Origin of the sequence: Serratia sp. CY47280 (assembly GCF_052168655.1) — a bacterium.
Classification (GTDB): domain Bacteria; phylum Pseudomonadota; class Gammaproteobacteria; order Enterobacterales; family Enterobacteriaceae; genus Serratia; species Serratia bockelmannii.
Genome location: NZ_JBJNMG010000001.1, coordinates 1,016,164 through 1,041,523 on the forward strand (window position 1 = coordinate 1,016,164; position 25,360 = coordinate 1,041,523).

Consider the following 25,360-nt stretch of genomic DNA (forward strand, 5'->3'; position numbering starts at 1 on the left):
ATGACATTCAAATATAAAAACTTGGCCCACCAGGCGGCCGAAGCGGAACGTCACGCCCGTTTTTCAGATGCGGCTGAACTGTGGCGCCAAGCGCTTGATACGGCGCGGGCGGTAGATATTGTGTGGATTAAAATCCGCATAGAGTTTTGCATCAACGCGTCCGCACGCTGCTGGGGTAACGCTCAATGACCTATCAACTCATTTATGCAGATCCGCCCTGGAGTTATGGCAACACAATCAGCAATGGCGCCGCCGGCAATCACTACAGCACGATGAGCATGGCAGACCTGAAGCGCCTGCCGGTATGGGCAATTGCTGCGCCAGATAGCGTGCTCACGATGTGGTACACCGGCAACCACAGCCAGGAAGCGATCGAGCTGGCAGAAGCTTGGGGATTCAGCGTCAGAACGATGAAGGCTTTCACTTGGGTGAAGCTCAATCAACAGGCGGAAATTCGGTTCAATAAGGCGCTGGAGCAGCAAACCATCTTCGACTTCACCGACTTGCTCGACATGCTCAACGCCGAAACCCGGATGAACGGCGGAAACTACACCCGCGCCAATTCAGAAGACGTGTTGATCGCCGTTCGCGGCCAGGGCATCGAGCGCGCCAGCGCATCGGTAAAACAGGTTGTGTTCAGCTGCCTCGGCGAGCACAGCGCGAAACCCTGGGAAGTCCGCCGGCGCCTTGAGCTGCTCTACGGCGACGTGTCACGAATCGAACTATTCAGCCGTGGCGATGCCCCAGGCTGGGATCATTGGGGGAATCAATGCCCAGTAAACAGCCTGCAATTGCTGCCGGCAGCGTTCAGCAAAACGCACTCCGATCAGTAGCAAAACGCTGTAACGACGAGCTCCACGCCGCGATTAAGCAACACCCGAAAACCCCTTTCGATACCCTATCCCGCCCAATCATCATGAAGCATTACGCTCAGGTCGAACTGCTCGGCATTTCTTTGCCGCGATTCAACTACACGATCGGCATGCTGAATGGGCGTTTTACAGAGAGATGACTATGAGCGAAGTGATCAACCTTACGCCCAACAAGTGGGTTTCTGAAGATATATTGATAACGCTTACCGGCATGACAACGCACATGATCCAACATGCCAGGCGTACATCTTGGATGGAGGGCCGAGAATATCGGCATGTATCAGCAGACATGAATCCGGCACCGAACAGCACAATCATGTACAACCGAATCGAGGTTGATAATTGGGTAGAGAGACAAAGCCCCGCGAAACGCCGCAGAATTTCTGCTTAAATGCTCTTCCCTATCAACTAACGAGGATTAGTTATGTCAACCTATCCCACTGGAGTAGAGAGCCACGGAGGCTCTCTGCGTTTGTGGTTCATCTATCGAGGGAGGCGGGTAAGAGAAAACCTCGGCGTCCCTGACACAGCAAAGAACAGAAAGCTAGCCGGGGAGCTTCGCTCCTCAGTCTGCTATGCAATAAAGACTGGCACCTTTAACTACTCCGCACAATTCCCACAGTCAAGCAACCTCGCTAAATTTGGTTTCGTCGCTCCTGGTATGACTCTAGGAGAGGTTGCCAAGCGGTGGCTGGAGCTGAAACGCATGGAGATCAGCTTAAATGCTATAAACCGCTATACCTCCAATATTAAGGTTGCCACTGAGATATTGGGGCCAGAGCGGCTTATTTCGTCAATAACACACGAGGACATTTTAACGACAAGAAAGGAATTGCTCACTGGTCATCAAATCTGCGGAAAATACCAGAAGACGCGATGTGCTAAGAAGGGGCGGACGGCTAGGACGGTGAACGTTTATATGGCATGTCTTTCCGGTCTCTTCGAGTTTGCAGCCAGAAACGGTTATGTTGAAAAGTCGCCATTTGCTGGGGTGGAACCGCTGCGCAAAAGCAAGTCTGAGCCAGATCCTCTTACACGCGATGAGTACCGTAGGCTGCTCGAAGCTGTTCCCTCAGAGCAGATAAGAAATTTGTGGGTGCTCGCCGTTAATACAGGGATGAGGCATGGTGAGATTAGCGCGCTTGCATGGGAGGATATCGACACAAAAAATTGGACAATCACGATAAGCCGGAACATCGCGATGAAAGGCCATTTCACTCCGCCAAAAACAGACAGCAGCATTAGGACAATAAACCTTACTGATGCAGCGATACAAGCACTCAAAAGCCAAATGGAATACACCAGACTTGGGAAGCAGCACAAGGTTAGCGTCCATCTGCGCGAGTTTGGCAGAACCCGTGTTGATGAATGCACTTTTGTGTTTGTGCCAAGACTGACGGCAAGGAATGGTAAAGGAGGAGATTGGTATGGGCCAGGATCCTTTGGTTCTACCTGGAATTTCATTTTAAAGCGAGCGGGAATAAGACACCGCAAGGCGTATGAGTCGCGACACACATACGCATGCTGGGCGTTGAGCGCCGGAGTGAATCCAAACTTCATCGCGGCGCAAATGGGCCACTCGTCAGCACAGATGCTTTATACAGTGTATGGAAAGTGGATGAGCGACAATAACCAGGATCAACTGAGCATTTTAAACGCAAACTTTAAGAGCAATGCCCCACAGATGCCCCAAGCATCTTTTAAGTGAAAGAATTGCCCTTCTAATTCAAATACCTATCTGGCCCAGTCCGGCTTGTTGAGGATATGGTCCTGCCAGTCCACCACCTCGCTTTCACGCACCGCGATATGCCGCACCGTAATGCGCTCGCCATGCATTGCCGCCTTGGAACCGCTCAGCAGCGGATGCCAGGGGAACAGCGGCTTGCCTTCACCGATCAGGCGATAGGCGCAGGTCGGTGGCAACCACTCAAAGGTAGTGAGATTCTCGCGCGTCAGTTTGATGCAGTCTTCTTCCAGCTCGAAGCGCCGCTCATAGTTACGGCATTGGCAGGATTTGATGTTGAGCTGGTTGCAGGCTACGTTGGTAAAATAAATCTCGTCGGTATCTTCGTCGATCAGCTTATTCAAACAGCATTGCCCGCACCCGTCGCACAGCGATTCCCACTCTTGTTCTGACATTTCCGCCAGCGTTTTCTGTTGCCAAAAAGCGAGTTGTGACATGTTAGCGTCCGGTTTCGGTAAATGGATAAGTCACCTGCGCACAGGTTCGAGGGGGGACTATATAGACATTTTAGCCACAAGATGCAAGCTTTGCCGCTGACACCGCCGGCGGCAAGGAGAAATCAGATCACCCGGGTGCTGAGCGTTTTGCCGTTCAGGCTGATTTTCAGCATGTCTCCGGAAGCCATCGGGCCCACGCCCTGCGGCGTGCCGGTCAGGATGATGTCGCCGGCGCGCAGCGTGAAGAAACGGCTCATATAGCTGATTAGCGGCAGGATCGGCGTGATCATGTCACGCGTATTGCCCTGCTGGCGCAGTTGATCGTTGACGGTCAACGACAGCTCGGCGTTTTGCGGATCGCCGAATTCCGCCACCGGAATAAACCCCGACATCGGGCAGGAACCGTCGAAGGCCTTGGCCTTTTCCCACGGTTGGCCGGCTTTTTTAAAGCCCGCCTGCAAATCGCGCAACGTCAGATCGAGCGCCACACCGTAGCCGGCGATCGCCCGCGCAACGCGGTCTTCGTTGGCCTGTTTCAACGGCGTGCCGATCAGCACCGCCAGCTCTACCTCATGGTGCACCGCACCGAACTCTTTGGGGATGGCCACCGGCTGGCGGATATCGCACAGCGCCGTTTCCGGTTTGATGAATACCACCGGCTCGACGGAAACCGCGCTGCCCATTTCCTTGATGTGATCGGCATAGTTACTGCCGACGCAAACCACCTTGTTCACCGGGAAATCGAGCAGCGAACCCTGCCAGTCTCTATGTTGATACATACCGCTTCTCCCAAACTGTAGAGGCTTGGCGCGCCAAGCCGATTATTGGTGTGCCGGATCAATGTCCGATCGCGTCCGCCATCATACCCACGGCGATAGCGAAATAGTAAGAGCGATTCCAGTGCATGAGGGTGCGGAAATTATCATAGACCAGGAACGTCCGGCCCTGCAGATCATCCGGCGCAATGATCCAACCGCGCTGAACGGCATGCGGCAACGCACTGCCATCCGCACGACGCACCCCGCGTTGTTGCCAGGCGTTGACGCTGCGCGCCTGCGCGTCTTTCAACCCCAGCTCGGCCCGATTGAAACCGGCGGGCAGTTTGACCTCACGCCCCCAGCCGATGCCGGGCTGCCAGCCCTCTTTGGACAAATAACTGGCCGTAGACGCGAAGACATCATCAATGTTGTTCCAGATATCGATGCGCCCGTCACCGTCACCGTCCGCCGCATAGCGCAGGAAAGAGCTCGGCATAAACTGGCATTGCCCCATCGCGCCGGCCCAGGAACCTTTCAGCGGTGTATCGCCGACGTGCCCCTGCTCGACTATCTGCAGTGCCGCCATCAGCTCCTGGCTGAAAAAGGCTTCGCGGCGCCCTTCAAACGCCAGCGTCGCCAGCGCGGACACCACATCTTCCCGCCCCTGAATCTTGCCGTAGGCGCTCTCCATGCCCCACAGCGCGATGATATAGCGCCCCGGCACCCGGTAGCGCTCGCCGGCGCGCGTCCATTGCGCGTGGCGCTGCCGGTACAGTTCGCGCCCCTGGCGCACTTTAACGGGCGTCATCACCCGCCGCAGATAGTCGTCCAGGGTTACCTTCTGCTCCGGCTGATTGCGATCGGCCTTGATCACCCGATCGACGAAATGGATTTGCGCAAAGGCGCGGTCGAGGGTGGCCTGACTGATGCCCTGCTCCCGCGCCCGGCGCTTGAGCTGTTCGACATACGCCGGGAACTGCGCCGGATCCCGGCCGCTCGTCGCCAGCGTCGTCTCCTGCGCCGCCTGCGCTGCGCCCGGCATCAGCACCCCGCCCAACGTCAGCCAGGCGGCCAATACAATTCTTCTTGCCGAAGGTGTCATCGCGCCTCCCCTGGCCGTGGCAACTGTCTCAGGCCTTGTCGCCCGCCAGATGCTGGTTGAGCAGGTTTTCTACCGGCGGCGGGAACTGCAGGTAATAGCCTTCGTCTTTCAACGCCTGCTTCACCTTTTCGATATCCGCCGAGGCCAATTTCTTGCGCTCATCGAGCGACAGCATCATGGCGAATTGCGGTACACCGAAACTTTTCATCAGCGCTTCCGGCACACGAGAGAAATCGTCTTTTTTTTCGACATAAAGATAAGTTTGATCGCGTTTCGGGCTTCTATAGATCACACAAAGCATTTTTTTAACTCTATTTAATTGAGGGAGCGTCTTGCCTGGATATAACTCTGACTATAACATGCTTATAGTACATCGGAATATCGCACCCCGAGTGGTATTCCGGGGATTTAAAGTTGCTGAGACTGAGTCAGGATAGATGTCACAATCGCCAATTGAGCTAAAAGGCAGCAGTTTTACCCTATCGGTTGTTCATTTGCATAATTCACAGCCCGAGGTAATACGTCAGGCGTTACAGGAAAAAGTTGAGCAAGCGCCCGCTTTTCTGAAAAACGCCCCTGTTGTTATCAACGTCGCAACGCTGGAAGGCGATGCGAACTGGAAAGAACTTCAACAGGCTGTCGCGGCAGCAGGCCTGCGCGTTGTGGGTATCAGCGGTTGCAGAGATGAGCGTCAAAAGCGCGCGATAGCCCGTGCCGGGCTGCCGCTGCTGAGCGAAGGCAAAGGCCAGAAGATGGCTGCGCCGGAGCCTGCACCTGCGCCCGTGGTGGCGGATAACGCCCCCGCCAAAACGCGCATCATCAGTACGCCTGTCCGTTCCGGCCAACAGATTTACGCCCGCAACTGCGATCTTATCGTGACCAGCAGCGTCAGCGCCGGCGCCGAATTGATTGCCGATGGCAATATTCATGTCTACGGCATGATGCGCGGTCGCGCACTGGCAGGCGCGTCAGGCGACACGCAATGTCAGATTTTTTGCACCCACCTGGCGGCTGAGCTAGTCTCTATCGCAGGGCAGTACTGGTTGAGCGACCAAATCCCGTCCGATTACGTCGGGCAGGCCGTACGACTCAGCCTGTTGGATAACGCTTTAACCATACAACCTTTAAATTAAGCCCTTTTGACAAGGAATCCATTTCATGGCACGCATTATTGTTGTTACATCGGGTAAAGGGGGCGTTGGCAAGACCACTTCGAGCGCGGCCATCGCTACCGGCCTGGCCCAGAAAGGCAAGAAAACCGTCGTGATCGATTTCGATATCGGCCTGCGTAATCTTGACCTGATTATGGGCTGCGAACGTCGGGTAGTGTATGATTTCGTGAACGTGATTCAGGGCGATGCCACGCTGAATCAGGCGTTGATCAAAGACAAACGCACTGAAAACCTCTATATCCTGCCGGCTTCGCAGACGCGCGACAAAGACGCGTTGACCCGCGAAGGCGTTGAAAAAATCCTCAACGATCTCGGCGAGATGGATTTTGACTTCGTGGTGTGCGATTCACCGGCCGGTATCGAAACCGGTGCGCTGATGGCGCTGTATTTCGCCGACGAAGCTATCATCACCACCAACCCGGAAGTGTCTTCGGTACGCGACTCTGACCGTATCCTGGGTATCCTCTCTTCCAAGTCACGCCGCGCCGAGAAAGGCGAATCGCCAATCAAGGAACACCTGCTGCTGACCCGTTACAACCCGGGCCGCGTCAGCCGTGGCGACATGCTGAGCATGGAAGACGTGCTTGAAATTCTGCGCATTCCGCTGGTGGGTGTGATCCCGGAAGACCAGTCCGTGCTGCGCGCTTCCAACCAGGGTGAGCCTGTCATTCTGGATGCCGAGTCAGACGCCGGTAAGGCGTACGACGATACCGTTTGCCGCTTGTTGGGGGAAGAACGCCCATTCCGCTTCATTGAAGAAGAGAAGAAGGGTTTCCTGAAACGCCTTTTTGGGGGATAAACCATGGCCTTATTAGACTTCTTTCTGTCCCGCAAAAAACAGACAGCCAATATAGCCAAGGAACGGCTGCAGATTATCGTCGCAGAGCGTCGTCGTGGGGACAGTGAGCCCCCGTATCTGCCTGATCTGAAACGCGATATTCTGGCGGTTATTTGCAAATACATTCAGATCGATCCTGAAATGCTGCATGTGCAGTTCGAGCAGAAAGGGGACGATATTTCGGTACTTGAACTTAACGTGACATTACCGGAATCGGAAGAAGCAGCTAAATGATTGCGACGCATTAATTACCCCCTGTATATTTTATGCAGGGGGTAACTGTATGTGTATCCAGTTATTAAGCATTATCGGCAGCAAAAAATTGATTTTTCCCTTTGGGACAATTCCCAATTAACTTTGCCGCCACCTCGTTTAAAGTAAATTCTGGCCAGATTTACCTTCAACGCATTATTTCCTGCCTATATTCACCCGAGCAGAGTTTCCCTACCCTGCCCTGGTGATAACCAGCGATTAATAATCTTTCAGGATGTCCTGCAACGGCGCCATTAATAAATCGCCGCGCCAGCCGCTGATTAATTCAGGGCGACTCTCGCCGTCCTTCAGTTTCCAATGCCAGTTCAACAATTGGTTAATTTGGCGACGGGATGCCAGCAGCTCGCTGCTCAACCCGCTTTGCTCGCTGACGGTAGCGATAGCGGCCTTGATGTCCTTAAACACCTTCTTGTAGCCCGGCTGATCGATAAGGTTAGCCAACGGCGCGGGCAACTCGGACTCCTCCAGCGCTTCGGCTTCGGCCACCAGCGCCAGCAGCGTTTTGCCGTGATAACGGATCTCCGGCCCGCTCAGCCCCAGAGAATCCAGTTCTCCCAGCGAAGACGGCATGTAGCGCGCCACCTGCCATAGGTTCTCCTCACGCACCACGAAGTTCACCGCCAGATCGCGCTCGCGCGCCTGGCGCAACCGCCATTCTGCCAACTTCTGCAAACAGCCGAGCTGACGCGGGCGCAGCTGCCAGGCATTGCTGATTTCGCGATAGGCCACTTCCGGCGCCAGCGTCTCGCTACGGCGTTGGCACAGCAGCAGGCACTCGTTATGGGCCGCAGCGGTCCAGCCGGCCTCTTCGGTCTCCTGCACCAGCTGTTTGGCCATCGGCAGCAGGTAGAACACGTCGGCGGCCGCATACACGCACTGTCTTTCGGTCAGCGGGCGCGCCAACCAGTCGGTGCGCGACTCGCTCTTGTCCAGTTCAACCTTCATGTACTCCGCCACCAGCGTCGCAAAACCGCAGGAGAGCGGCCGACCGGTAAAGGCCGCCAGGATCTGGGTGTCGATCATCGGCGTCGGCAGCGTTTTAAAGGCGTTGAGAAACACTTCAAGATCTTCACTGCCGGCATGCAGGAACTTCACCACGGCGGTGTCGGCCAGCAGGTCGACAAACGGCTGCCATTGCTTGATCGGCAGAGGATCGATGAGGGAGAGTTGTTCACCGTCGTAGAGCTGGATCAGGCCCAGCTGAGGATAGTAGGTGCGCGTTCTGACAAACTCGGTGTCCAGCGCAATCTGGGCATGCTTTCTCGCCTGCTCGCAGACCTGCTGCAATCCGGCATCGGTAGTGATCAACTGATAATTCAAAACATCATTCTCTTGTAGGATTCAAACACAACAACGCCGGCATTCACCGGCGTTGTTGATAGTCAGACGCGAAAGCGACACCTAGGCGGCATCGGCCGGCTTCGGCGTTTTTAGCTCATCGCGCAGTTCTCGCCGCAAAATCTTGCCGACGTTCGACTTCGGCAGTTCATCGCGGAACTCAACAATTTTAGGCACTTTATACCCGGTCAGGTGGCGACGGCAATGGGTCAACAGCTCTTCCTTGGTCAGCGAGGCGTCTTTCTTCACCACGCAGATCTTCACCGTTTCACCGGAGGCCTCGCTGGGCACGCCGATTGCCGCACATTCCAGCACTTTCGGGTGCTGGCTGACCACATCTTCAATCTCGTTCGGATACACGTTGAAACCCGAGACCAGGATCATGTCTTTCTTGCGGTCGACGATGCGCACAAATCCCTGATCGTCCACGGTCACCACATCGCCGGTCGCCAGCCAGCCATCTTTAAGCACTTCATCGGTGGCTTCCGGGCGCTGCCAATAGCCTAACATAACTTGCGGCCCTTTGACCCACAGTTCGCCCGGTTCGCCCGGCGGCACGTCATGGCCGTTGTCGTCCACCAACCGAATGTCCGTCGACGGCACCGGCAGGCCGATGCTGCCGCTGTAGTGTTTCAGATCGTAAGGGTTACCGGCCACCAGCGGCGCGCACTCGGTCAGACCATAGCCTTCCAGCAGGTGTTTACCGGTGGTTTTCTCCCACTTCTCGGCCACCGCTTTTTGCACCGACATACCGCCGCCGACCGAGAAACGCAGCGTAGAGAAATCGAGTTTGTGGAACTCTTCGTTGTTCAGCAACGCGTTGAACAGCGTATTCACCCCGCTCATGGCGGTGAACGGATATTTACCCAGCTCCTTCACCAGCCCCGGAATATCGCGCGGGTTGGTGATCAGCAAATTGCGCCCGCCCAGATCGATAAACAGCAGGCAGTTCACCGTCAGCGCGAAAATGTGGTATAGCGGCAACGCCGTCACCACCAGTTCCTGCCCTTCACGGAACAGCGGCGAATAGGCGGCCTTGGCCTGCTCAAGGTTGGCCTGCATGTTACGGTGCGTCAGCATCGCGCCCTTCGCCACGCCGGTGGTACCGCCGGTGTATTGCAGGAAAGCCAAATCGCTATTAATGATGTCCGGTTTTACATATTGCAGACGGCGGCCGCGCTGCAGCGCGCTGCGGAATGAAATGGCGTCTGGCAGGTTGTATTTGGGCACCAGGCGCTTGACGTATTTGACCACGAAGTTAACCAGCGTGCCTTTGGCGGCCGAAAGCTGGTCGCCCATGCGCGTCAGGATCACGTGTTTGACCTGGGTGTTGAACACCACTTTTTCCAGCGTATGGGCAAAGTTGGAAACGATAACGATGGCGCTGGCCCCGCTATCGTTCAACTGGTGCTCCAGCTCGCGCGGGGTATACAACGGGTTGACGTTGACCACCACCATGCCGGCACGCAGAATGCCGAACAGAGCGATGGGGTATTGCAACAGGTTAGGCATCATCAGCGCGACACGGTCGCCCTTCTTCAGGCCCAGTTCATTTTGCAGGTAAGCCGCGAAAGCCCGGCTGCGTTCTTCCAGTTTGCGGAAGGTCATCACCTCGCCCATGTTGATAAAGGCGGGCTGATCGGCATAACGCTGCACGGCATGCTCAAACATTTCGATCAACGACGAATAGCGATCGGCATCAATCTCTGCGGGCACATCTGCCGGATACCGTTTTAACCAGACCTTATCCAAGGTATTACTCCTGAAATCATTACTAATTATCATCGCAGCCCTCAAACTCGCAGCCTAACCATAACAATATTTTAACTCAGCAGACCAGTTCGGGTTTTAAACATTATTCAGGTTGCGATGTACGTCACTAATTGTCGGATATTCCCTATCCCAAAAAGCAAAAGGGCGGCCTGAGCCGCCCTGTCAAATATGTTCACATCAAGCGTATGCTACTCGGTTACGATGGTTTGCACCTGTGCCGGACCGGGGTTGTACCAGCCATAGCCTGCGCCCCAGCCGGGCCCCCACGGACCACCGCGCCAGCCCCAAGGGCCTATCGGCGCAGGCGGCATCACCACCTGCTGCACCAGATGCCAGCGCTTGAAACCGGTCACGTTCATCGTTACGAAACGATATGGCGTCATGCCGATCCGCCCCTCTTTCAGGCCGGTGATAGGGCCGACGACGGTCACCAGTTGGCCTTTGAAATCGACCGGTTCGAGGAAGCCGTTCACCGTGGCCAGCAAGCGGCCGTTCGACGGTTCACCCAGTATCGGCCGCGCACCGCTGTCGAGCGGCACCGCCGCGATCTCCAGCAGCGTACGCCCTTGTTCGTTGGCGACGTTCACCACGGTGCCGCCGAAGCGGGCTTCCGCGCCAGTAAACAGGTTCGGTGCATTTTGTACCGAGGAAAGCTGAGTCACCGGCGAAGGGCTGGAGCCTTTGATCGCATCCGGTACGGTGACGCACCCGGTCAGAACCAGCGCGCCGCAGGCGACGGCCAGCAGCGACAGCTTTTTACTTGCAGTGCGGATTAACATGGTCGCAATCTCCTGAAATGCCTGTAACTTTGACCGCGTTTCGTCGTTCAAGTTGCAGGCCTTCATCGCCCGGCATCAACAACAGCACAATACGCCGCGATTACTCGCGGCCCGGCAGTTTTTTCCAGGTGACTTCATTGCGAAGATAGGTCGGCTCGGCGTTTTCCACCGCCACCGCCAACCCCTGTTGCCAGGCGTGCAGCGCCAGCGGCAGCATGTCTTGCGCCTGCGGCAGCAGCATTTGGCCGTCACGCACGCTCAGCGTAGAACCGTTGACCAGATCGGGGTAGGTTTGCCAGCCGGTGCCAACGTGGGCCCATTCGCCCTGCAGGCGCTGTGCACGCTCGAGCGCCTGCGCCGGCGACAGCACCGCCTCGCCTTCGCTTTCCAACCAGCTGCCGTCCACTTGGCGTTCGAACTGCCCCCAGTAGACTTCCCCCATGCGCGCATCGATCGCTGCCAGCACGCGCGCCGCGCCGCTGACGCGCCAGGCGCCCTGCGCCATGGTTTGCAGCGTGGAAATGCCAATCATCGGCAAATCGGCGCCCAGCGCCAGGCCCTGAGCGATGCCGATGCCGATGCGCACCCCGGTAAAACTGCCGGGGCCGCGGCCGAAGGCCAGCGCATCGAGCTGGTTGAGCGCCAGACCGGATTCCGCCAGCACCTGCTGCACCATAGGTAAAATTCGTTGCGTATGCTCGCGTGGGCACAGCTCAAACAGGGCGTGGATTTCGCCTTGATTCCAGACGGCGACGGAACAGGCTTCCGTCGCGGTATCGATCGCTAAAATTCGCGTGGACATGCCAACCTCTGGCGGGAATAAAACTGGTTTTTTCATACAGGGCGCGCATTGTAGCACAGCCCCGTAAGCCCTTCATCTTTCACGTGGCCGACGTATCGGCGGCCTGCAGGAAGGCGATGGCCTGTTTCAGATCGCGGGTACGCGGCGTAGGCGGCAGGCTATTGAGGAACACCTCGCCATAAGGGCGCATCACCAGACGGTTATCGCAAATCACCAGCACGCCACGGTCGTCGGTATCGCGGATCAAACGGCCCACCCCCTGTTTCAGGGTGATGACCGCATCCGGTAACTGTACGTCATTGAACGGATCGCCGCCGCGCAGGCGGCAATCTTCAATGCGCGCCTTCAGCAGCGGATCGTCCGGTGAAGTAAACGGCAGCTTATCGATGATGACACACGACAGCGCATCGCCACGCACGTCCACCCCTTCCCAGAAGCTGCTGGTCGCCACCAACAGCGCGTTACCGGCGGCGACGAACTGCGCCAACAGCTGCCCTTTGCTGGTTTCCCCTTGCAATAAGACCGGCAGCGTCATCGTGGCGCGGAACTCTTCCGCCAGCTCGCGCATCATCTGGTGCGATGTGCACAAGAAGAAGCAGCGGCCGTTGTTGGCTTCGATTAATGGGCGCAGCATGCGCGCCAGCTGGCGCGCCCCGCCGGGCTGATTCGGCGAAGGCAAAAAGCGCGGCACGCACAGCAACGCCTGTTTGGCATAGTCGAACGGGCTCGGCAACAGCAGCGTTTTGGCCTTGGTCAGCCCCAGCCGTTCGGTGAAGTGGCCCAACTGATCGTTGACCGACAGCGTGGCCGAGGTAAAGATCCAGCTGCCCGGCTTCTCGTCCAGCATTTCGCGGAAACGATCGGCTACCGTCAGCGGCGTCAGCGCCAGCACGAAGTGGCGCGAATGGCACTCATACCAATAGCTGTAGCCCGGTTCCGTTACCGCCTTGAGGCGTTTGAGACGCGCGCGGTACAGCGTGGCGCGCTCAAAGGCGGCGTCCAGCAGCGCCGAACGCCCCAGCGACAGCTTCATCACGTCATAACACAGCTCCAGCGCGTCATCGAGCAGCAACAGAGCACGCTGCACGTTGGGTTCGCCGAGCACGTCACGCAGATTACCGCGGAACCCCGGTTCTCCCAGATTCAGACGGAAATCTTGCGTGCTCAGGCTGAGACGATCGGCGCTCTTTTGCAGCTGAGCCGCATCGCGCACCTCGGTGCGGTAGGCGATGGTGATGTCCTTCGCCAGATCCAGCAGCTGGCGGCTGGTGAGCTGCTGGCCGAAATACTGGCTGGCGATGTCGGGGATTTGGTGCGCCTCGTCGAAAATCATCACCTCGGCTTCTGGGATCAGCTCGGCGAAACCGCCCTCTTTCACCACCATATCCGCCAGGAACAGGTGATGGTTTACCACCACCACATCTGCATCCATCGCGCGGCGGCGCGCCTTGACCACGAAGCAATCCTGATACAGCGGGCAGTCGCTGCCCAGACAGTTGTCATTGGTGCTGGTCACCAATGGCCAGACGAAGCTGTCTTCCGCCACTTCGCTACAGGTGCTGATATCACCCTCTTTGGTCTGCGACGACCACTTGCGCAGCTGCACCAGATCGATCAGCGTCTGCCCCGCCAGCTCGCCGCCGGCCATCGACTGCTGCTCCAGCCGCTCCAGACACAGGTAATTGGAGCGCCCTTTGAGCAGCGCCAGCTTGCCTTTGTACTTCAACGCCTTGGCGACGGTGGGCAGATCGCGCGCATACAGCTGATCCTGCAGCGCTTTCGAACCGGTGGAGATGATCACTTTGCGATCGGCACGCAGCGCCGGCGCCAGATAAGCGAAGGTTTTGCCGGTGCCGGTGCCGGCTTCCACCACCAGTTCCTGCTTGAAATTGATCGCTTCGGTAACGGCTTGCGCCATCTGCCGCTGCGGCTCACGCGGTTTAAATCCCTTGATAGCCTGCGCCAATGCGCCGTCTGTTGCAAAATCGTCTGTCACGCTGTCTCTCTGCCGGTGTCATTCAACGGTGATTATGCCAAGCCTGCCGCCCGGCTACCACCCACTTTATCGCCGCGCTTTTTTATCACCGGCTGTGCTACCCTTAGCGCGACTATGATATGGAGATAAGCAAATGAATATCGAAAGAATTGATCCCGATCAGCGCTGGTCCGAAGCCGTAGTGCACAACGAGACCGTTTACTACACCAGCGTGCCGGAGAACCTGGACGACGACGCGACCGCGCAGACCGCCAACGCCCTCGCCGCCATCGACGTGCTGCTGGAACGCGTAGGGTCGGACAAAAGCCGTATTCTGGATGCCACCATTTTCCTGGCCAACAGCGCCGACTTCGCCGCGATGAACGCCGCCTGGGACGCCTGGGTGGTCGCCGGCAGCGCGCCGGTGCGCTGCACGGTGCAGGCGCAGCTGATGAATCCGAAGTACAAGGTGGAAATCAAAATCATCGCCGCGCTGTAAGCCTGAGCGCAGACGAAAAAAAACCGCAGACGGCGACGCCTGCGGTTTTTTATTGCCCGCTATCAAGACAGTTTAAGGATCACCATCCCCGTCAGCAACAGCGCCAGGCCAATCCAGCCTTTGGCGTTCAACCGCTGGCCGAACATGATCCAGCCTGCGGCGATGGTGGCGGCGATACCGAAACCGCCCCACAGCGCATAGGCGATCGACAGATCGATACCCTTAACCGCCTGCGCCAGGGCGCTGAACGCACCGAGCACCGACAGCAGCGACAGCAATCCCAGCCAAATTTTACGGAAGCCGTCCGACATCTTCAGGAAGATGTTGGCGATAATTTCCAGTACGATGGCCAGCCCCAGGAACCCAATGTGGTACAACTCAAACTGTTGCATGGTTGTCACCTCGCGGGCTGACCTGTTTTCGCTCTTTGCGGGTACCGGATTTCACCAACATGATGCCGGCGATCAGCGTAGCCAAGCCCAGCACCTTCAGCGCCGAGATCGGCTCGTCGAACCACAGTACGCTGAACAGGGTGATGAACAGAATGCCGATGCCTTCCCATAGCGCATAGGCCACACCCAGCGCCACGCGTTTTATCGCTACCGACAACAATACATAAGACGCGGTAATCATCACGTACATCACGATGTGCCCGATCATGCCGCCATTGACGCTAGCGTATTTCATTGACAAGGTGCCGATGATTTCGGTCATGATGGCCAAACCTAAAAAGATCCAATAAATCATAATTTTTCTCCCAAACGGCGAATAACGCGCGCCAAGGCATATTTATCCCGATTTATCTCGTCGGACGGCCGCAATGCGGCGCGCAAGACGCAGAGATCCCTGGGGATAAACTGACCCAAACGCAAAAAGAATGTTTGCCCGGCTGAACGGTAATGCGAAGGCCTAAGCCCGCTACCAGCACCGGTTAAGGGAGAAAGACGCTATAGCTCGCTGCACCAGTGATGCTCACTGGCAAGGATCGCAGACAGGAAGAGTTGGCACGTAGAGGTTCTGAGGGTAGTTCCGTTAATAGTCATCATAATAGTTCTCTATTATCAGCCGCACACCGTGCGATTTGCCCAATATCCTCATAAAAGTAAAATTTTCAACTGAGATATTTTTACCACAGCCAAAATTAGAAAGCAAACTGCCGTTTTCATAAAAAAGCAGAAAAAAACGGGTTAAAAATAAGAAAGTTAATCGCGATAAAAATTAAAAAAGGCCCAACGGAGCGTTGAGCCTTGCGATATCCGCGGGTGAGCAAATAAGCGCCAATCCCAGGCCTGGCGCGGGTTACAACGCGGCGCCGCTGACCGCGCTGCGCGCCAGTTCAGTGATGCGCGCATAGTCGCCGCTTTCGAGCGCATCGGCCGGCACCAACCAGGAGCCGCCGATGCACAATACGCTTTTTAGCGCCAGATAATCGCGGTAATTGTTCGGCGTAATGCCGCCGGTCGGGCAAAAACGCACCTGGGGGAACGGGCCGCCGATCGCCTGCAGCGCCTTAACGCCGCCGTTGGCTTCCGCCGGGAAGAATTTGAATTCGCGCAGGCCGTAATCCATGCCCAGCATCAGTTCAGATACGGTGCTGATGCCCGGGATCAGCGGGATTGACCCCGCCGTCGCCGCCTGCAGCAAAGCGTCGGTCAGCCCCGGGCTGATGGCGAACTGCGCCCCCGCCTCGGTCACCTCCCGCAGCTGCTGCGGATTGATCACCGTACCGGCGCCGATGATCGCCTCCGGCACCTCTTTGGCGATAGCGCGGATAGCCTCCAGCCCGCAGGCGGTGCGCAGCGTCACCTCCAATACCCGCACGCCGCCGGCAACCAACGCTTTCGCCAGCGGCACCGCCTGCTCCAACTTGTTGATCACGATAACAGGCACCACCGGCCCTGCCGTCAGGATCTGCTCGGCGCTGGTTTTCCAGTTTTTCATCGTTATTTCTCCATGACTCGCGGTTAACAATGGCACGCCCCTGCCACAGGGCTCCGCGCAAGCGCGCGAACGTCCGGCCGTACCGTAAGTGATGTGGCCCACGCGCAGATCGCAGGCAAAAAAAAGCCGGCAGACAGGCTGCCGGCATTGCGCATTATTCGAACTCGTTCCAGGAACGGCCGTCGCGGGTGATCATTGCCACCGAGGCCACCGGCCCCCAGGTGCCCGCCTGATAAGGTTTAGGCGCCTCGTTGTCGGCTTTCCATGCATCCATGATGGAGTCGACCCACTTCCAGGCCTCTTCCACTTCATCGCGGCGCACGAACAGCGCCTGAATGCCTCGCATGGTCTCCAGCAGCAGGCGCTCGTAGGCGTCCGCCACGTGCTCCTGGTTGAAGGTTTCCGAGAAGCTCAGGTCCAGCTTGGTGGTCTGCAGACGGTGCTTGTGATCCAGCCCCGGCACCTTGTTCAGTACCTGAATTTCGATGCCTTCGTCCGGTTGCAGACGGATGGTCAGCTTGTTCTGCGGCAGCTGCTGGTACGAATCGCTGAACAGGTTAAGCGGCGGGTTTTTGAAGTACACCACCACTTCCGAACATTTGGTCGGCAGGCGTTTACCGGTACGCAGGTAGAACGGCACCCCGGCCCACTGCCAGTTGTCGATATCCACGCGGATGGAGACGAAGGTTTCGGTGCTGCTGCTCTTGTTCGCGCCTTCCTCTTCCAGATAACCCGGCACTTTCTTGCCCTGGACGAAACCGGCGGTGTACTGCCCGCGCACGGTGGTTTCCCGTACATTGGTCTGATCGATGCGGCGCAGCGAGCGCAATACCTTCACCTTCTCGTCGCGGATACGGTCGGTCGTCAGGTCCGCCGGCGGCGACATGGCGATCATGGTCAGGATCTGCAGCAGGTGGTTCTGGATCATGTCGCGCATCTGGCCGGCCTGGTCGAAGTAACCCCAGCGCCCTTCGATGCCCACCTCTTCCGCCACGGTGATCTGCACCGAATCGATGGTGCGGTTATCCCAGTTGGATGCGAACAGCGAGTTGGCGAAACGCAGCGCCAACAGGTTCAGCACCGTCTCTTTGCCGAGATAGTGGTCGATACGGTAAACCTGGGATTCGTTGAAGTACTCCGCCACCTGATCGTTGATCACGCGGGAAGACGCCAGATCGGTACCCAGCGGCTTCTCCATCACCACGCGCGCCGGTTCATGGTTCAGCTTGGCTTCGCCCAACCCTTTGCAGATGGCGCCAAAGGTGCTTGGCGGCATGGCGAAGTAGTTGATGGTGGTGCGGTGTTTCTGATCCAGCATTTTACCCAGTTTGGTAAAGTTCTTGCTGTCGTTGACGTCCAGATTGCAGAAGTCCAGGCGTGCGCTCAGCGTGGCCCAGAGTTCGTCATCCAGTTTTTCCTTCATGAAGGTGCCAAGCGCTTCCTTGACCACTTCGGTATACGCTTTTTTATCCCACTCCGCGCGGCCGACGCCGATAATCCGCGTATCCGGGTGGATGTGTCCGGCTTTCTCTAACTGGTACAGGGAAGGCAGCAGCTTACGGCGCGCCAAATCACCTTTCGCGCCGAAAATAACCAGGTCACACGCCTGGGCTGTAGAGGTTACCGCCATGTTCATCTCCTCGTTGCAGGATATTTGTAATTTTCTTACATTACTAATGTACTCTGTTTGACTACGGCCAGCAAACCCGGTGCAGAAGCAGGAAAAAAGACCTCAAGATTCCAGTGATAGCGCCAATGCGCGCCAGAGCCCGCACAGGCGGGCAAAACTGTAATTTTTCGTCTTTTTTGACGCTCTGTTACCATTATGAAAGTTAGACACAGGTCATATTCTGGTGAAAAAAGCCTGCATACGCCCTGTCGAGACTGCCAACGGTTACCAGCACGTAGTATATTTTCACTAAACCGGCATTGATTTCTCCTTTGTTTGAAATCGACATACCCTATCGATTCCAGGTTACAGCCGCTCGTTTGGCGTCTGCGTGCACGGCGAACACGGGCGAAATTCGGCGCTGTTGCTTGAAAGCCACAGGGATAAAACCATGAGTGACTCTCGTTATATGAATACGCTGGACAAAATCCAGAACCATCTGGAACGCCTGAGCAAATCTGAAAGGAAAGTCGCCGAGGTGATCCTGGCCTCCCCACAGACCGCCATTCACTCCAGCATTGCCACGCTGGCGCGCATGGCCGACGTCAGCGAACCTACCGTCAACCGTTTTTGCCGCCGCCTTGATACCAAAGGCTTTCCCGATTTCAAACTGCACCTCGCCCAAAGCCTGGCTAACGGCACGCCCTACGTAAACCGTAACGTTGAGGAAGACGACAGCGTCGATTCCTATACCAGCAAGATCTTCGAATCGGTCATGGCCAGCCTGGATACAGTAAAGGCAAATTTGGATATTGCCGCAATCAATCGTGCGGTTGACCTGCTCACCCAGGCAAAAAAGATCTCTTTCTTCGGCCTGGGTGCCTCCGCGGCGGTGGCGCACGACGCGATGAACAAATTTTTCCGCTTCAACATTCCGGTGGTCTACTTCGATGACATCGTCATGCAACGCATGAGCTGCATGAACTCCGGCGAGGGCGACGTGGTGGTGCTGATCTCACACACCGGCCGCACCAAAAATCTGGTGGAGATGGCTCACCTGGCGCGGGAGAACGACGCCACGGTACTGGCTATCACCTCGCGCGACACCCCGCTCGCCCAAGCGGCGACCCTCGCGTTGCTGCTCGATGTGCCTGAAGACACCGACGTTTACATGCCGATGGTGTCGCGGATCGCGCAATTAACGCTCATTGACGTGCTTGCCACCGGATTTACCTTGCGCCGAGGGGCTAAATTCAGAGATAACTTGAAGCGGGTCAAAGAAGCGCTCAAAGAATCGCGCTTTGATAAAGGCGTGGTCATTCCCAACAGTTTTGATTCGTGACCCGACGAAGAAAAAAATCGCCGTTCAACAGACATTTGAATGACGGCATCAGAGGCGGTACCCTGTTAACATGCTCATGCGGGTAACCCGGGTGAAATATCAGTGTTGTAAAATTACATTTCACGCCTGGTTTCGTTATCCGACGTTATCGCAACACCAATATTTGCTTCACCAGTCAACGGAGTAATACATGTCCAGACGGCTCAGAAGAACCAAAATCGTTACCACCCTGGGTCCGGCTACAGACCGCGACAATAATCTGGAAAAGATCATTGCCGCCGGTGCCAACGTAGTTCGGCTTAACTTCTCCCACGGCAGCCCGGAAGATCACCAGGCTCGCGCAGACAAAGTGCGCGAAATCGCTGCCAAACTGGGACGTCACGTCGCTATCCTCGGCGATCTGCAAGGGCCGAAAATCCGCGTATCCACCTTCAAGGAAGGCAAAATCTTCCTCAACGTGGGTGATAAATTCCTGCTGGACGCCAACCTGTCAAAAGGCGAAGGCGATAAAGAAAAAGTCGGTATCGACTATAAAGGCCTGCCTGCCGACGTCGTGCCGGGCGATGTCCTGCTGCTTGACGACGGCCGCGTTCAGTTAAAAGTGCTCGAAGTTCAGGGCATGAAAGTGTTTACCGAAGTGACCGTCGGCGGCCCGTTGTCCAACAACAAGGGCATCAACAAGCTAGGCGGTGGCCTGTCAGCCGAAGCGCTGACCGAAAAAGACAAGGCGGACATCGTGACCGCCGCCAAGATTGGCGTCGACTATCTGGCGGTCTCCTTCCCGCGTACCGGTGAAGACCTGAACTATGCCCGCCGCCTGGCGCGCGATGCGGGCTGCAACGCCAAGATCGTGTCCAAGGTTGAGCGCGCCGAAGCGGTTTGCACCGACGAAGCGATGGACGACATTATTCTGGCCTCCGACGTGGTGATGGTTGCCCGTGGCGACCTCGGCGTCGAAATCGGCGATCCGGAACTGGTCGGCATTCAGAAGAAACTGATCCGCCGCGCACGCACCCTGAACCGCGCGGTGATCACCGCGACTCAGATGATGGAGTCAATGATCACCAACCCGATGCCGACCCGCGCCGAAGTCATGGACGTGGCCAACGCCGTGCTGGACGGCACCGACGCCGTCATGCTGTCGGCGGAAACCGCTGCTGGCCAATACCCGGCGGAAACCGTAGCGGCGATGGCGCGCGTTTGTCTGGGCGCCGAGAAGATCCCGAGCATCAACGTTTCCAAACACCGTCTGGACGTGCAGTTCGACAATATCGAAGAGGCGATCGCCATGTCTTCGATGTATGCGGCCAACCACCTGAAAGGCGTCACCGCGCTGATCGCCATGACTGAGTCCGGCCGCACCGCGCTGATGATGTCACGCATCAGCTCCGGCCTGCCGATCTTCGCCATGTCGCGTCATGAGCACACGCTGAACCTGACTGCACTGTATCGCGGCGTGACGCCGGTATATTTCGACAGCCACAAAGACGGCGTGATCGCCGCCAATGAAGCCGTCAATCGCCTGCGTGACAAAGGCTTCCTGGTCTCCGGCGATCTGGTGATCGTCACCCAGGGCGACGTGATGGAAACCGTCGGTACCACCAATACCAGCCGTATCCTGCGCGTCGAGTAATTCACGCCGCAGACGAAATGCCGGCCGGCTCACGTAGGCCGGCATTTTTTTTGCGCTGACATCGCCATAAACGACGGAGAACGCCATGCTCCACCAACACAACCCCGCAGCGAGCGCTGATGAGCTCGATCTCGACGGCCGTAGCCTGACGCAGCTCGACGAATCGCAGCTTGCCGGCCGCGCGCTGCGCAAGGTCAGCCTGTACGACAATCAGCTGACGGCCTTCCCCACCCCAATCTTCCGGCACCAGAATCTGCAGGTGCTGAATATCTCCTGCAATCAGCTCGACCGTCTGCCGCCGGAGATTGGTCAGTTGCAACAGCTCGAGATGTTCGACTTTGGCCACAATCGCGCGAGCGAACTGCCTGAAGCGTTGGGGCAACTGCACCGGCTGAAATACCTCTATCTGAGCGATAACGGTTTTAGCGACCTGCCCCATTCGCTGGCACAGCTGCAGCAGCTCATCTATCTCAACGCGACCGATAACCAACTGACCGCCTTGCCGCAGGCAATACCGAGGCTGGCGGCGTTGCAGGAGCTGCGTTTATACAACAATCGCATCCGCAGCCTGCCCGCCGAAATCGGGCAGCTGCGCGCGCTGCGCGAACTGCATATCATGAAAAATGCCCTGACCACGCTGCCGGCGGAAATGGCTCTGCTCGGTGAGTTGGAGATACTCGACGCGGCCAACAATGCTATCACCGAACTGCCGGCAGCCTTCTGCCACCTGCCGCGATTGAGCGAGCTGAACCTGCGTTTCAATCAACTGACGCGCCTGCCGGAAAATATCGGTGAGCTGACGGCGCTGAGAAGTCTGGATCTGCGCGCCAACCGCCTGAGCGAGCTGCCGGAAAGCCTCGGCGAACTGAGCCGGCTGCGCAAGCTGGATCTGCGCTGGAATGATTTCACCCGCACGCCTAAAGTCATCGACATCCTGCGAGCGCGCGGCTGTATGGTGCACATCTGAAGTGATACCGGCCGGGTTATAGCCCGACCGGCGTTAACGTTAGGAAGGATTAGCGATACAGATCGTCGCGCGAGTAAGGCTCAATCTCCCCTTCCTTGCGCGTCTTCAACAGTTTTAGGATCCAGGTGTACTGCTCAGGGTTCGGGCCCACCAGGTTTTCCACTTCTTCATTCATGCGGCGCGCAATCCGTGGGTCATCGGCTTCGGCCAGATCGTCCATGGGCTCGCGAATATAAATATCCAGCATGCTGGTTTTGCCATCGTACACCGGGAACAAAGGCACGATCGCCGCACGACACACTTTCATCAACCGGCCTACCGCCGGCAGCGTCGCCTTATAGGTCGCGAAGAAATCGACGAACTCACTGTGCTCGGCGCCGTGATCCTGATCGGGCAGGTAGTAGCCCCAGTACCCCTGCCGTACCGAACTGATAAACGGTTTGATGCCGTCGTTGCGCGCGTGCATGCGGCCGCCGAATTTACGACGCACGGCATTCCACAGGTAGTCGATCAGCTGATTGCGCTGGTTGTGGAACATCGCCGCCATCGGTTGGCCGCGCGCAGCCATCAGCATCGCTGGCACATCCACCGCCCAGCCGTGAGGCACCAGGAAAATCACGTTACGCCCTTCCGCCCGGATCTTGTCCAGCACCTCTTCACCGTGCCAACGCACGCGCTTTAGCACTTTCTCCGGCTTGGTGCAGGCCAGTTCCGCCATCAGCACCATCGACTGCGGCGCGCAGGCGAACATCTGGTCGATAATGTGCTCGCGTTCGCTTTCAGGCAGCTCAGGCAAGCAATACAGCAGGTTGATGCGGGCACGACGGCGCGCGCCCTTCGCCAGCTTGCCGGCCAGTTTGCCGACCGCACCCAGCACCGGATCGCGCAGGCGCGCAGGCACCAGCGAAATGCCGGCCATCAGACCGGTTCCCAACCACACGCCCCAGTAGCGCGGATATAAAAAGGCTTTTTGAAACTGCGGGATGAACTCTACGTTCGATTTCTTCTCGTTTTGCATGCACGTGCTCTTCGCTTAGCGATTCGGCTAATCATAATTGCCATCACCGATTTTGCAATTAACAACCGCGAACCACCCAGATAAAACAGCATCGGCCCGCAATCAGGCCGATGAAATTAACGGCGCCGGAGCGCCGGAAAAAAGGGGGACGTTAATCCAACTGCAGCTGAGGAACCACTTCCTTCACCTGTGCCAGATAATCGCTGCGGTCTTTGCCGCCCAGCCCTTCGGAACGCGGCAGTTTGGCCGTCAGCGGGTTCACCGCCTGTTGGCCGGTCCACAGTTCAAAGTGCAGGTGTGGCCCGGTGGAACGGCCGGTGTTGCCGGAGAGCGCAATGCGATCGCCGCGTTTCACCTTCTGGCCTGGTTTCACCAGCAGTTTTTTCAGGTGCATATAGCGCGTGGTGTACTGACGACCGTGGCGGATCGCCACATAGTTGCCCGCTGCGCCGCTGCGTTTGGCGATCACCACCTCACCGTCGCCGACCGCCAGCACCGGCGTGCCGACCGGCATGGCGAAATCGACGCCCTTGTGCGGCGCCACGCGGCCAGTCACCGGGTTCACGCGGCGCGGGTTGAAGTTGGAGGAGATGCGGAACTGTTTCATGGTCGGGAAACGCATGAAGCCGCGCGCCAGGCCAGAGCCTTGGCGATCGTAGAATTTGCCGTCTTCGGCGCGGATCGCATAGTAATCTTTGCCGCCGGTGCGCAGACGCACGCCCAACAGCTGGCTTTGCGATTTCTTACCGTCGAAATGCTCGCGCGACATCAGCACGGAGAACTGGTCGCCTTTGCGCAGCTTGCGGAAATCGAGCTGCCACTGCAGGGCTTTGATCACCGAGTTGATTTCGTTACGGCTCAGCCCGGCGTCGCCGGCGCTGCTGACGAAGCTGCCGTTAACCCGGCCGCTGATCACGTTGTTGCGCCATTCGCCCTGCTGCGCCTCTTTCGACTCTTTGAAGCTGTTGCCGACGCGATCGTAGGTGCGGGTTTCGCGGCGGGAAACTTCCCAGGTCAACTGCTGCAAATCGCCCGCATCATTCACAGTCCACGACAGCTGTTGGCCGATCTTAAGGTTGCGCAGATCGCGGTTTTGCGAAGCCAGCAGCGTGACATCCGACATATCGATGCCGTACTGCGTCAGAATGCTGCCGAGGGTATCGCCGGTGGAAACCACATATTCATGCACGCCATCATCGCCGGCATCTTTTTGATCCAGCTCATCCTGCGGGATTTCGTCATCGGGGGTGGGTTGGTCGACATCTATCGGTTCACTGGCTTCAGGGAGCAATGACCGCATCTGGCTGGATTCTAACTCGACGCTCTTGGCGATGGGGTTGTGTTCTGGGTGGTAAACAAAAGGCCGCCAAACAGCGACGGCCAATGTGACGACTGTCAGCGATCCCAGCATGACGCGATGGGGCCGTGGCAGGTTGTTATACGCCAGAGCGATAGTTCGGACTATCTGCTGCACTCGATATTATCCTCATAAGCTTTACTTCAGGCAGCTCACGTACTGGTTTGACAGCTGAGTCAGGAATTTCCCGTAGCTGTCCTTCCCCAGCGCGATGCCGATGCCCAGCGGGTCCAGCGTTCCGGAACGCACTTTGGTACCCTTGGCGACGGCATTGATTACGGCCGGCCTGAATTGTGGCTCAGCAAAAACGCATACCGCTTTCTGCTCAACCAACTGTGTTCGAATTTGGTGTAGGCGCTGTGCTCCAGGCTGAATTTCGGGATTGACGGTGAAATGGCCCAGCGGACTCAAACCGTAGTGTTTCTCAAAGTAGCCGTAAGCATCATGAAAAACAAAATAACCCTTACCTTGCACAGGCGTAAGCATGTTACCAACATTTTTGTCAGTTTGCGTCAGCAGATTCTCGAACTGGCGCAGGTTTGCGTCTAATTTGTCCTTATTTTGCGGCATAAGTTCCAACAATCTGTCGTGAATCGCGATCGCGGTCACTTTTGCTATCTCCGGCGACAGCCAAACGTGCATATTGTACTCGCCGTGATGATGCCCATGATCGTCATCGGCATGGTTATGCGCTTCACCTGCATGATCATGATCGTCGTCATCTTCGCCTTTCATCAGCAACGGCTTCACCGCCGGCAGTTCGCTGACAGCCAGCTTTCGGGTTGCCGAGATAGGCACCAGCGCCTTGTTCAGGAACGCTTCCATGTCCGGCCCAACCCATAGCACCAGGTCCGCAGAGCGCAAACGCTGGATATCGGAAGGACGCAGCGCAAAATCGTGCGGTGAAGCGCCGTCCGGCAGCAACACCTCGGTCGGTGTCACGCCGTCGGCGATCGCCGAAGCGATAAAGCCCAGCGGACGAATCGTGGTCACCACCGCCGCGGAAGCGCTGCTCAGCGGGCCGGCCATCAACAATGCGCTGGCCAACAGCGTACGCTGCAGCCATTTATTTTTCTTTGCCATCATCAGTAATCCCATCGTTTTCATCAACAAGGCGTGATATTATAACAT

27 protein-coding genes are annotated in these 25,360 nt (G+C 57.1%); 11 read left to right on the forward strand and 16 right to left on the reverse strand.

Annotated elements, in window-relative coordinates; translation table 11 throughout:
* The 4 genes from ACJ8J4_RS04925 (at position 1) to ACJ8J4_RS04940 (ending at position 2,580) form a co-directional block, all read left to right on the forward strand.
* Positions 1 to 189 carry an ANR family transcriptional regulator gene (locus ACJ8J4_RS04925; RefSeq protein WP_197836191.1) on the forward strand — a complete coding sequence of 63 codons (189 nt, stop codon included), beginning with the start codon at positions 1 to 3 and terminating at the stop codon, positions 187 to 189.
* Positions 186 to 833: an MT-A70 family methyltransferase gene (locus ACJ8J4_RS04930; RefSeq protein ID WP_197836189.1), complete on the forward strand. Its 648-nt coding sequence runs from the start codon at positions 186 to 188 to the stop codon at positions 831 to 833. Before ACJ8J4_RS04925 ends, ACJ8J4_RS04930 begins: the two co-directional genes overlap by 4 nt.
* Before the next feature lie 181 nt (positions 834 to 1,014).
* Entirely contained in the window at positions 1,015 to 1,263 is a 249-nt protein-coding gene (locus ACJ8J4_RS04935) for an excisionase family protein (RefSeq protein ID WP_072271545.1), read from the forward strand.
* A 33-nt stretch (positions 1,264 to 1,296) separates the two neighbouring features.
* Positions 1,297 to 2,580: an Arm DNA-binding domain-containing protein gene (locus ACJ8J4_RS04940; protein WP_197836187.1), complete on the forward strand. Its 1,284-nt coding sequence runs from the start codon at positions 1,297 to 1,299 to the stop codon at positions 2,578 to 2,580.
* A 26-nt stretch (positions 2,581 to 2,606) separates the two neighbouring features.
* On the opposite strand, the gene ACJ8J4_RS04945 is transcribed toward ACJ8J4_RS04940, so the two are convergent.
* The 4 genes from ACJ8J4_RS04945 to ACJ8J4_RS04960 all read right to left on the reverse strand — a co-directional run bounded on the left by ACJ8J4_RS04945 (position 2,607) and on the right by ACJ8J4_RS04960 (position 5,214).
* The gene (locus ACJ8J4_RS04945) at positions 2,607 to 3,053 is read right to left on the reverse strand and encodes a YcgN family cysteine cluster protein (protein WP_025303110.1); all 447 of its coding nucleotides are present in this window, start codon (positions 3,051 to 3,053) and stop codon (positions 2,607 to 2,609) included.
* A 122-nt stretch (positions 3,054 to 3,175) separates the two neighbouring features.
* Positions 3,176 to 3,832: a fumarylacetoacetate hydrolase family protein gene (locus ACJ8J4_RS04950; protein WP_004932286.1), complete on the reverse strand. Its 657-nt coding sequence runs from the start codon at positions 3,830 to 3,832 to the stop codon at positions 3,176 to 3,178.
* 58 nt (positions 3,833 to 3,890) lie between these two features.
* A complete protein-coding gene (locus ACJ8J4_RS04955; RefSeq protein WP_225735592.1) occupies positions 3,891 to 4,853 on the reverse strand; it encodes a lytic murein transglycosylase in 963 nt (320 codons plus the stop codon).
* 88 nt (positions 4,854 to 4,941) lie between these two features.
* A complete protein-coding gene (locus ACJ8J4_RS04960; protein ID WP_033643340.1) occupies positions 4,942 to 5,214 on the reverse strand; it encodes a YcgL domain-containing protein in 273 nt (90 codons plus the stop codon).
* A 136-nt stretch (positions 5,215 to 5,350) separates the two neighbouring features.
* On the opposite strand from ACJ8J4_RS04960, the gene minC reads away from it, so the two are divergent.
* The 3 genes from minC to minE are packed head-to-tail and all read left to right on the forward strand — an operon-like array spanning position 5,351 to position 7,157.
* The gene (gene minC / locus ACJ8J4_RS04965) at positions 5,351 to 6,046 is read left to right on the forward strand and encodes a septum site-determining protein MinC (protein ID WP_025303113.1); all 696 of its coding nucleotides are present in this window, start codon (positions 5,351 to 5,353) and stop codon (positions 6,044 to 6,046) included.
* A 25-nt stretch (positions 6,047 to 6,071) separates the two neighbouring features.
* On the forward strand, positions 6,072 to 6,884 hold the full coding sequence (gene minD, locus ACJ8J4_RS04970; protein WP_016927452.1) for a septum site-determining protein MinD: 813 nt from the start codon (positions 6,072 to 6,074) through the stop codon (positions 6,882 to 6,884).
* Between the two features lie 3 nt (positions 6,885 to 6,887).
* Positions 6,888 to 7,157, forward strand: coding sequence for a cell division topological specificity factor MinE (gene minE / locus ACJ8J4_RS04975; RefSeq protein ID WP_004932303.1), 270 nt, complete (start codon positions 6,888 to 6,890; stop codon positions 7,155 to 7,157).
* Between the two features lie 237 nt (positions 7,158 to 7,394).
* Here minE and rnd read toward each other — a convergent pair whose 3' ends face one another.
* From rnd to ACJ8J4_RS05000, 5 genes are all read right to left on the reverse strand, one after another.
* A complete protein-coding gene (rnd, locus tag ACJ8J4_RS04980) occupies positions 7,395 to 8,516 on the reverse strand; it encodes a ribonuclease D (protein WP_025303114.1) in 1,122 nt (373 codons plus the stop codon).
* An 81-nt stretch (positions 8,517 to 8,597) separates the two neighbouring features.
* Positions 8,598 to 10,286 (reverse strand): long-chain-fatty-acid--CoA ligase FadD, encoded by a 1,689-nt coding sequence (fadD, locus tag ACJ8J4_RS04985; RefSeq protein WP_025303115.1) that lies wholly within the window; start codon positions 10,284 to 10,286, stop codon positions 8,598 to 8,600.
* A gap of 209 nt (positions 10,287 to 10,495) precedes the next feature.
* Complete coding sequence (locus ACJ8J4_RS04990) at positions 10,496 to 11,086, reverse strand: Slp family lipoprotein (protein WP_264383589.1); 591 nt, start codon at positions 11,084 to 11,086, stop codon at positions 10,496 to 10,498.
* 100 nt (positions 11,087 to 11,186) lie between these two features.
* Positions 11,187 to 11,888 carry a tRNA (adenosine(37)-N6)-threonylcarbamoyltransferase complex dimerization subunit type 1 TsaB gene (gene tsaB, locus ACJ8J4_RS04995; protein WP_025303116.1) on the reverse strand — a complete coding sequence of 234 codons (702 nt, stop codon included), beginning with the start codon at positions 11,886 to 11,888 and terminating at the stop codon, positions 11,187 to 11,189.
* 79 nt (positions 11,889 to 11,967) lie between these two features.
* Positions 11,968 to 13,884, reverse strand: a complete 1,917-nt coding sequence (locus ACJ8J4_RS05000) for an ATP-dependent DNA helicase (protein ID WP_264383590.1) — start codon at positions 13,882 to 13,884, stop codon at positions 11,968 to 11,970.
* Positions 13,885 to 14,017: 133 nt separating this feature from the next.
* On the opposite strand from ACJ8J4_RS05000, the gene ACJ8J4_RS05005 reads away from it, so the two are divergent.
* Complete coding sequence (locus tag ACJ8J4_RS05005) at positions 14,018 to 14,362, forward strand: RidA family protein (protein WP_025303117.1); 345 nt, start codon at positions 14,018 to 14,020, stop codon at positions 14,360 to 14,362.
* 62 nt (positions 14,363 to 14,424) lie between these two features.
* Here ACJ8J4_RS05005 and mdtI read toward each other — a convergent pair whose 3' ends face one another.
* From mdtI to zwf, 4 genes are all read right to left on the reverse strand, one after another.
* The gene (gene mdtI, locus ACJ8J4_RS05010) at positions 14,425 to 14,754 is read right to left on the reverse strand and encodes a multidrug/spermidine efflux SMR transporter subunit MdtI (protein WP_016927446.1); all 330 of its coding nucleotides are present in this window, start codon (positions 14,752 to 14,754) and stop codon (positions 14,425 to 14,427) included.
* Positions 14,741 to 15,109 (reverse strand): multidrug/spermidine efflux SMR transporter subunit MdtJ, encoded by a 369-nt coding sequence (gene mdtJ / locus ACJ8J4_RS05015; protein WP_025303118.1) that lies wholly within the window; start codon positions 15,107 to 15,109, stop codon positions 14,741 to 14,743. Before mdtJ ends, mdtI begins: the two co-directional genes overlap by 14 nt.
* A gap of 552 nt (positions 15,110 to 15,661) precedes the next feature.
* Positions 15,662 to 16,303, reverse strand: a complete 642-nt coding sequence (locus ACJ8J4_RS05020; RefSeq protein ID WP_025303119.1) for a bifunctional 4-hydroxy-2-oxoglutarate aldolase/2-dehydro-3-deoxy-phosphogluconate aldolase — start codon at positions 16,301 to 16,303, stop codon at positions 15,662 to 15,664.
* A 154-nt stretch (positions 16,304 to 16,457) separates the two neighbouring features.
* Positions 16,458 to 17,933 carry a glucose-6-phosphate dehydrogenase gene (zwf, locus tag ACJ8J4_RS05025; protein ID WP_019452799.1) on the reverse strand — a complete coding sequence of 492 codons (1,476 nt, stop codon included), beginning with the start codon at positions 17,931 to 17,933 and terminating at the stop codon, positions 16,458 to 16,460.
* Between the two features lie 448 nt (positions 17,934 to 18,381).
* Between zwf and ACJ8J4_RS05030 the strand changes: the two genes are divergently transcribed.
* The 3 genes from ACJ8J4_RS05030 to ACJ8J4_RS05040 all read left to right on the forward strand — a co-directional run bounded on the left by ACJ8J4_RS05030 (position 18,382) and on the right by ACJ8J4_RS05040 (position 21,854).
* Positions 18,382 to 19,254 carry a MurR/RpiR family transcriptional regulator gene (locus ACJ8J4_RS05030; protein WP_025303120.1) on the forward strand — a complete coding sequence of 291 codons (873 nt, stop codon included), beginning with the start codon at positions 18,382 to 18,384 and terminating at the stop codon, positions 19,252 to 19,254.
* Between the two features lie 190 nt (positions 19,255 to 19,444).
* Complete coding sequence (pyk, locus tag ACJ8J4_RS05035) at positions 19,445 to 20,887, forward strand: pyruvate kinase (protein WP_004932339.1); 1,443 nt, start codon at positions 19,445 to 19,447, stop codon at positions 20,885 to 20,887.
* Between the two features lie 85 nt (positions 20,888 to 20,972).
* Positions 20,973 to 21,854 carry a leucine-rich repeat domain-containing protein gene (locus ACJ8J4_RS05040; protein ID WP_049209180.1) on the forward strand — a complete coding sequence of 294 codons (882 nt, stop codon included), beginning with the start codon at positions 20,973 to 20,975 and terminating at the stop codon, positions 21,852 to 21,854.
* A 49-nt stretch (positions 21,855 to 21,903) separates the two neighbouring features.
* On the opposite strand, the gene lpxM is transcribed toward ACJ8J4_RS05040, so the two are convergent.
* The 3 genes from lpxM to znuA all read right to left on the reverse strand — a co-directional run bounded on the left by lpxM (position 21,904) and on the right by znuA (position 25,312).
* A complete protein-coding gene (gene lpxM, locus ACJ8J4_RS05045) occupies positions 21,904 to 22,872 on the reverse strand; it encodes a lauroyl-Kdo(2)-lipid IV(A) myristoyltransferase (protein ID WP_015378127.1) in 969 nt (322 codons plus the stop codon).
* 151 nt (positions 22,873 to 23,023) lie between these two features.
* On the reverse strand, positions 23,024 to 24,346 hold the full coding sequence (mepM, locus tag ACJ8J4_RS05050; RefSeq protein WP_004932347.1) for a murein DD-endopeptidase MepM: 1,323 nt from the start codon (positions 24,344 to 24,346) through the stop codon (positions 23,024 to 23,026).
* 21 nt (positions 24,347 to 24,367) lie between these two features.
* A complete protein-coding gene (znuA, locus tag ACJ8J4_RS05055) occupies positions 24,368 to 25,312 on the reverse strand; it encodes a zinc ABC transporter substrate-binding protein ZnuA (RefSeq protein WP_025303123.1) in 945 nt (314 codons plus the stop codon).
* Positions 25,313 to 25,360: the final 48 nt, after the last annotated feature.